At 74.1% G+C, this 6,297-nt stretch carries 6 protein-coding genes; 3 read left to right on the top strand and 3 right to left on the bottom strand.

From position 1 onward, the window contains the following. Positions 1–790 (top strand): SDR family oxidoreductase (locus tag AB8Z36_RS29790; protein WP_369216492.1); only part of this gene is annotated, 790 nt, incomplete at its 5' end. Between the two features lie 16 nt (positions 791–806). Here the strand turns inward: AB8Z36_RS29790 and AB8Z36_RS29785 are convergent. From AB8Z36_RS29785 to AB8Z36_RS29775, 3 genes are read right to left on the bottom strand one after another with little or no spacing between them, the layout of a single operon-like run. Continuing rightward, positions 807–1,640, bottom strand: a complete 834-nt coding sequence (locus tag AB8Z36_RS29785) for an enoyl-CoA hydratase/isomerase family protein (RefSeq protein WP_369216491.1) — start codon at positions 1,638–1,640, stop codon at positions 807–809. 16 nt (positions 1,641–1,656) lie between these two features. Then, on the bottom strand, positions 1,657–2,424 hold the full coding sequence (locus AB8Z36_RS29780; RefSeq protein WP_369216490.1) for a PIG-L deacetylase family protein: 768 nt from the start codon (positions 2,422–2,424) through the stop codon (positions 1,657–1,659). Between the two features lie 50 nt (positions 2,425–2,474). After that, positions 2,475–3,776 (bottom strand): alpha/beta fold hydrolase, encoded by a 1,302-nt coding sequence (locus AB8Z36_RS29775; protein WP_369216489.1) that lies wholly within the window; start codon positions 3,774–3,776, stop codon positions 2,475–2,477. Positions 3,777–4,018: 242 nt separating this feature from the next. Between AB8Z36_RS29775 and AB8Z36_RS29770 the strand changes: the two genes are divergently transcribed. Together AB8Z36_RS29770 and AB8Z36_RS29765 are read left to right on the top strand one after the other, a co-directional pair. Next, entirely contained in the window at positions 4,019–4,780 is a 762-nt protein-coding gene (locus tag AB8Z36_RS29770; protein ID WP_369216488.1) for a (Fe-S)-binding protein, read from the top strand. Next, positions 4,777–6,297, top strand: a 1,521-nt coding sequence (locus tag AB8Z36_RS29765; RefSeq protein ID WP_369216487.1) for a LutB/LldF family L-lactate oxidation iron-sulfur protein, incomplete at its 3' end; no start/stop codon positions are given. The genes AB8Z36_RS29770 and AB8Z36_RS29765, both read left to right, overlap by 4 nt.

The raw sequence follows: 6,297 nt of genomic DNA, 5'->3' as shown, positions 1-6,297 counted from the left end.
GATCGCGGCGGAGTTCGCGCGGCTCGGCGCCGATCTCGTCATCGCGGGCCGCCGGGCGGACCGGCTCGACGCCGCCCGCGCCGAACTCGCCGCGCTCGGCGGGCGGGTGACGGCGGCGGAGTGCGACATCCGGGACGCCGMACGCGTCGCCGCCCTCTTCGCTACGGCGGCGGAGGCGTACGGACCSCCGGACGTCCTCGTGAACAACGCCGCCGCCAACTTCCCCGTACCCGCCGAGGACATGTCCCCCAACGCCTGGCGCGCGGTCGTGGACACCACGCTCACCGGAACCTTCCTCATGACGCGCGAGTTCGCCCGCCGCCATCTGGCCGCGGGCACCCCCGGCTCGGTCATCGACGTCGGCGCGTCGTACGCCTGGACGGGCGGACCCGGTTTCGCGCACAGCGCGGCGGCCAAGGCGGGGGTGAAGAGCCTGGTGGAGACGCTCGCCGTGGAGTGGGGCCCCTACGGCATCCAGGTCAACGGCCTGGTCCCGGGACTGATGCCGCACGACGACATGACGCCCGGCATCCGCGACAACCTCGCCCGGGCGGAGGGTGCGGCGGCCGGTGAGGTCGCCCGCCGGTACGCCGAACGGCAGCCCGCTCTGCGCGTCGGCCTGCCCCGCGAACTCGGCTGGGCCGCCACCTTCCTGGCCTCGCCGTACGCCCGCTTCATCACCGGCCACACCCTGGTGGTCGACGGCGCGAACTGGCAGCGCCGCGCGCTGGTGAACCCGCCGGTGACGACCGTGCGCGCCCAGCTGGGGCGCGGCCCGTTCGCGGGGTGAGCGGGACCCGGAGCCCTCACTTCCCCTCGAACGACGCCGAGCGGCCCGCGCCCTTCGCCCCGTACCCCTCCCGCGAGTCCTCCGAGGTCAGAGTGATCGCCGCGTTCATCGCCACCCGGTCGAGGGCGTCGGCCATCCCCGCGTCGGCGTACGCGTCGATGCCGCGCTTGATGCCCCGCACGGCCAGCGGGGCGTTCGCGGCGATCTCCGCGGCCACCGCGCGGGCGGTCCGGTCCAGGTCGGCCGGGGGCACCACCTGTTGCAGCAGCCGCAGCCGCTCCGCCGTCGCCGCGTCGATACGGCGCCCGGTGAGCGCGAGGAGCTTGGCCCAGCCCGCGCCCGCCTCGCGCGCGACGCGCAGGTCGCCGCCCGCGTCGACGGCCACGCCGAGCGAGGCCTCGGGGAGCGCGAAGACCGCGTCGTCCGCCGCGATCCGCACGTCCGCCATGAGCGCCAGCTCGAACCCGAAGCCCAGGCAGTACCCCTGGACGGCGGCGACCACCGGCTGCGGAAGCCCGGCGAAGGCCCGGAAACGCTCATGGACCCAGCGCAGGGCCTCGTAGTAGCTGTGGACCCGCTCGGCGCCCGAGCGGCCCGTGACCGCGCCCCCGGGGGCGGTGATGTCGATCCCGGCGCAGAACGCCCGCCCCTCCGCCCTCAGCAGGACCGCCCTGACCGAGTCGTCGAAGCGGATGCGGTCGGCGAACAGGCCGAGCTGCCGCGTGGACTCCCAGCTCCACGCGTTCAGCTTGCGCGGGCGGCAGAGCGTGAGAACGCCGAGCCCGTCCTCGACGTCGAGGCGCAGCCGCTCCTCACCCTCCGCGATGTCCGTGCCGATCGTGTCGATCATCCGCGCCTCGGCCCCCTCACCGGGTGAAGAGCTCGAAGCCCACCGCCGGGCGGCCGCCGAACCGGGGGGCGAGCGCCCGGGCATTGCCCGTGAGGAACGAGCGGCAGTACTTCTCGGGGTCCTCGTCCGTCAGCGCCTGGATGTAGGTGCGGTGTTCGAGGAGTGAGGCCACGGAACGGTCGAGCCCGGCCGTGGCGTCCGCCGCGTGCGTGGGCGTCGAGGAACCCGCGACGGCCACCCAGCGCACGCCGTCCCAGGGTTCGAGCCCCTGCTCCCCGATCAGCTCGGGGAAGATCCAGCGGTTGCCCGCGTCCGCGGCGGCGTCGAGCGTGGCCCGGCCCACCGCCACGTGATCCGGGGTGTTCCAGGCGACGCCGCCCCAGGTGTCCCGGTGGTTGAGGGTGATGACCAGCTCGGGCCGGTGTCTGCGGATCGCCGCGGCGATGTCCCTGCGCAGCGCCGTGCCGTACTCGATCACGCCGTCTCTGTGGTCGAGGAACTCCACCGTCCCGACGCCGACGACGGCCGCACTGGCCCGCTGCTCGCGCTCGCGCAGCGGCGCGCAGGTCGCGGGGTCGAGGGTGTCGATGCCCGCCTCGCCACGGGTGGCCAGGACATAGGCGACCTCGCGCCCGCCGTCCGTCCAGCCCGCGATCGCGGCGGCGCAGCCGTACTCCAGGTCGTCCGGGTGGGCGACGACGGCCAGCGCCCGCCGCCAGTCCTCTGGCATGGGGGCGAGCTGCGCGGGCGCCGCGGCCTCGGCCGCCGTCTGTGACTCCGTCATGTCGGCAGCGTAGTCGGGGGGTAGGACAATGGACCGTCGCCGGCCCGTCGTCACACCTCCCCGCGGACCATCGCGAGCAGCCGGTCGAGGACCCTCGGGCCGCCGACCCGGAGCCCGTCGTGCTCGAACTCGTCGGTGACCCAGGTGCGCAGGCCCCGGATCGAGTCGGCAGTGCGCAGCGAGTGTTCCGTGTCGACATACAGGTCGTCGTGGTAGACCGCCGCGGCGGCGGGCACCTCGTTCGCCGCGAGGCGGTCCAGGTCGTACAGGCGCGGCCAGTCGGTGCGCGCGGCGAGCAGGTCGGCCGTCTCGCGCAGCGGGCGGAGCGCCGGGTCGGTGTCGAACATCCAGCGCTGCACGGCCTCTCCGGTGAACCGCAGCGGCTCGTCGCCCGCCAGGGTCTTCGCCGCGTCGAACTCCGGGAACTCGGCGCGCACCCGCTCGGCCGCCCAGGCGGTGGGCCGCCCGCCCTGCCCGTAGATCGACTCGTGCAGGACGGCGTACAGCGGGCCCGCGGCGTACGAGAGCACCGCCTGCACGCTCTCCTGGAAGGCGTCGGAGAGCGCCGGGCCCGCGGGGGTGCGCACGAAGGCGTCCTCAAGGAGGTAGTGCAGCCGGTGGCTGCCGTCGGCGCCGCCCAGCAGGATGCCGAGAGACTGGAAGGCCTCGACGGTGAGCCGGTAGCCGCCGTTCAGGACCGGCTCGTGCTCGGCGACGTACGCGGCGACGCGCCGGGCACGCTCCACGTCCTGCGGATAGCGGGCGTAGTGCGCGGCGGTCTTGCGGGCCATGCGCGGGTAGGCCGCGCGGTAGACGTCGTCGGCGTGGCCGTCGAGCGTGGGCAGGCCGCCGGTGATCAGTGCGGCCGTGAGGCCCTCGGGCGCCGCCGAGAGGTAGTGCGTGGCGCAGAACCCCCCGAAGCTCTGGCCGAGGACGGTCCAGGGGGCGCCGCCGGTGACCTCGGAGCGGATCGCCTCGCAGTCGCGGACGATGGAGTCGGCACGGAAGTGCGCGAGGTAGTCGGCCTGCTCGCGGGGGCCGCCGCGCAGGGGGAGCGTCTGGCGGTTGGCGGGCGTGGAGCTTCCGGTGCCGCGCTGGTCCAGGAGGAGGACCCGGTGGTCCTCCAGGGCGCGGCCCAGCCAGGACTCCTTGCCGTGGAAGCGGGTGGCGCCGAAGCCGGGACCGCCCTGGAGGTAGACGAGCCACGGCAGGTCCTCGCCGCCGCGGGCCGCGGGGACGACCTCGCGGGCGAACAGTTCGATCCGCTCCCCCGCCGGATCGTCGTGGTCCAGCGGCACGCCGAAGCGGCGGTCGGTGAGGACGACTCCTGGCTGGCGGTAGGTGACGGTCACGGCTGCTCCTGAACGGGGTGGGGCGGGCGACGGCCCCGCCGCGGCGGCACGGGTGCGGATCTCCGCCCGGGTACGGATCTTGGCGCCCCCAGTCCAGCACACCCGCCCGGCCGCCGGACCGCCGGGCGGCATCCCCGGCAGCGGCACGGCGTCCCCGGAACCCGTACCGCCCTCGGAACCCGTACTGACCGCGCCCCCGCGTACGCTGCACCCATCCGAAGATCGGCGAGGAGGAACCAGCGATGCGTGTCGCCCTGTTCCTGACCTGTGTCAACGACACGCTCTATCCGGAAACGGGCCGAGCGGTGGTGAGACTGCTGACCAGACTCGGGGTCGAGGTCGACTTCCCGGCAGCGCAGACCTGTTGCGGTCAGGCGCACTACAACACCGGTTACCGCCACCAGGCGGAGCCGCTCGCCCGGCACTTCTCCGATGTCTTCGGCGACGAGGCCTATGACGCGATCGTGACGCCCTCCGGGTCCTGCGGGGCGATGGTGCGCGAGCTGTACCCGCGCATGGGCGAGCGGGCGCGGGCGGAGGGCCGGGGCGACGGGCTCGCGCGGACGCTGGCGCCGGTGGTCCCCAGGACGTATGAGCTGACCGAGTTCCTGGTGGACGTCCTCGGGGTCACGGACGTCGGCGCGTACTACCCGCACACCGTCACCTACCATCCGACCTGCCACGGCCTGCGCTCCCTCGGCCTCGCCGACCGGCCGACGCGGCTGCTGCGGGCGGTCGAGGGGCTGGAGCTCGTGGAGCTGCCGGGCGCCGAGGAGTGCTGCGGCTTCGGCGGCACCTTCGCGGTGAAGAACTCCGATGTCTCGGCGGCCATGGGCGCGGACAAGGTCCGGCACGCCGAGTCCACAGGCGCCGATGTGCTCTGCGCCGCGGACAACTCCTGTCTGATGCACATCGGCGGCACGATGACGCGGCTGCGCACGGCCCTGCGTCCGGTCCACATCGCGGAGATCCTGGCGAGCACGGAGGAGGAGCCCCTGTCATGAGCGGCGGCACATTTGTCGGCATGCCCGCGTTCCCGGCCTTCCCGAAGGCCGCGCACGAGGCGGTGGGCAACTCCACGCTCCGCGCCAATCTGCGGCACGCCACCCACACCATCCGCGACAAGCGGGCCCGCGCCGTCGCCGAGCTGGACGACTGGGCGGAGCTGCGCGAGGCGGGCAGGCGCATCAAGGACGAGACGCTGCGCCATCTCGACCATTATCTGGAGCAGTTGGAGGAGTCGGTCGTCCGGGCGGGCGGCACCGTGCACTGGGCGGTCGACGCCGCGGAGGCGAACCGCATCGTCGCCGACCTCGTCAAGGCGACCGGCGAGAGCGAGGTCGTCAAGGTCAAGTCGATGGCCACGCAGGAGATCGGGCTGAACGAAGCGCTGGAGGCCGAGGGCATCCACGCCTACGAGACCGATCTCGCCGAGCTGATCGTGCAGCTCGGCAAGGACCGGCCCTCGCACATCCTGGTCCCGGCCATCCACCGCAACCGCGGCGAGATCCGCGACATCTTCCGCGCGGAGATGGGCGCGTGGGGGCGCCCCGCCCCGGACGGACTCACCGACTCCCCCGCCGAGCTGGCGGAGGCGGCGCGGCTGCATCTGCGCGAGAAGTTCCTCCGCGCCAAGGTGGGCATCTCCGGGGCGAACTTCATGGTGGCGGAGACCGGCACCCTGGTCGTCGTGGAGTCGGAGGGCAACGGCCGGATGTGCCTCACCCTGCCCGAGACGCTGATCTCCGTGGTGGGCATCGAGAAGGTGGTTCCGACCTGGCGTGACCTGGAGGTGTTCCTCCAGACCCTGCCCCGCTCGTCGACGGCCGAGCGGATGAACCCGTACACGTCCATGTGGACGGGCACCACGGACGCCGGGACGGCGGACGGCCCGCGCGCCTTCCACCTGGTCCTGCTCGACAACGGCCGCACCGACACCCTCGCCGACGAGGTCGGCCGCCAGGCGCTGCGCTGCATCCGCTGCTCGGCGTGTCTCAACGTCTGCCCGGTGTACGAGAGGGCGGGCGGGCACGCGTACGGCTCGGTGTACCCGGGACCGATCGGCGCGATCCTGAGCCCGCAGCTCCGGGGCACGGGGAGCGAGATCGACGCCTCCCTGCCGTACGCGTCCTCGCTCTGCGGCGCCTGTTACGAGGTGTGTCCGGTGGCCATCGACATCCCCGAGGTCCTCGTGCATCTGCGGGAGCGGGTGGTGCAGGGCGGCGAGGTCACCCGGCGCGGGGCGAAGGTGACGCTGAAGCCCGCCAAGGGGCACGCGGCGGAGCGGGCGGCGATGCGCGCGGCGGGGTTCGCCTTCGCCCGGCCAGGGGCGCTGCGGGCGGGCCAGCGCCTGGCGTCGCGCACCCGGCGCTTCCATCCGCGGACCCTGCCGGGGCCCGGCAGGGCGTGGAGCGCGGCGCGGGATCTGCCGGAGGTGCCCGCGGAGCCGTTCCGTGACTGGYGGGAGCGGACGAGGGSSGGCMCSRCSGMGCGCCTCGCCGCCCGCTCCGCCGCGTGCCCC

Source organism: Streptomyces flavofungini (assembly GCF_041028215.1).
Taxonomy (GTDB): Bacteria; Actinomycetota; Actinomycetes; order Streptomycetales; family Streptomycetaceae; genus Streptomyces; species Streptomyces flavofungini_B.
The sequence above is the reverse complement of the archived record's forward strand: the minus strand, read 5'-3'. Positions and strand labels throughout refer to the sequence as shown.

Coding starts and splice junctions, on each gene's coding strand:
- AB8Z36_RS29780 (WP_369216490.1), bottom strand. CDS start 2,424: ATGACGGAGTCACAGACGGCGGCCGAGGCCGCGGCGCCCGCGCAGCTC.
- AB8Z36_RS29785 (WP_369216491.1), bottom strand. CDS start 1,640: ATGATCGACACGATCGGCACGGACATCGCGGAGGGTGAGGAGCGGCTG.
- AB8Z36_RS29770 (WP_369216488.1), top strand. CDS start 4,019: ATGCGTGTCGCCCTGTTCCTGACCTGTGTCAACGACACGCTCTATCCG.